We start from the raw sequence: 621 nt of genomic DNA on the forward strand, positions 1-621 counted from the left end.
GGTGAGTGCGACCAAGCCATTGCTTATGCACTTGAGCGGCTGCCGGTTCTTCAGGCGCAAGTTATCCCGCCCAGCAAATCACTGCGTAACCCGCACCGTTCCAATGAGCAGCAACTGATTTTGCATCGGGCGCTAAACAAGATAATGGGTGTGGATTTAACCGCAATTCCTACCATCGGCATCGATACGGCTTTGGTCTTGGCCAGTGAATTGGGACCGGACTTGTCACGATTTCCGACTTCACAACACTTCTGTTCCTGGCTTGGCCTGGCTCCGCCCACAAGGATTTCGGGAGGGAAACCGCTGCCTGGTAAAGCGGTGAAGGTAATTAATCGAGCTGCGCAGGCATTGAAGCAAGCAGCCTCAATCGCCCGCAATGACAAGAGCTTTATCGGCGCCAGTCATCGTGCTCGCCTGACCCGAATGGATACCTGTTGCGCAATCAAAGCGACAGCCCATCAACTGGCAAGGTTGATTTACGCAATGCTGACTAAAGGTCAGCCTTACGTTGAGAAAGGGATAGAAGCATTTGAAGAAAGAAGCCGTGATCGGCAGATGCGCGCCTTGGAACGCAAGGCACGCAAACTTGGATTGCAGCTGGTTAAAGCGGCTTAAATTTTA

General features: G+C 52.3%; 1 protein-coding gene. It reads left to right on the plus strand.

All coding sequences use genetic code 11. The annotated features are described in order from the left end of the window. Positions 1–615 (plus strand): transposase (locus AACY52_RS29275; protein ID WP_339561213.1); only part of this gene is annotated, 615 nt, incomplete at its 5' end. Positions 616–621: the final 6 nt, after the last annotated feature.

Origin of the sequence: Pseudomonas sp. EA_65y_Pfl1_P113 (assembly GCF_963970525.1) — a bacterium.
In the GTDB taxonomy this organism is placed as follows: Bacteria; Pseudomonadota; Gammaproteobacteria; order Pseudomonadales; family Pseudomonadaceae; genus Aquipseudomonas; species Aquipseudomonas tritici.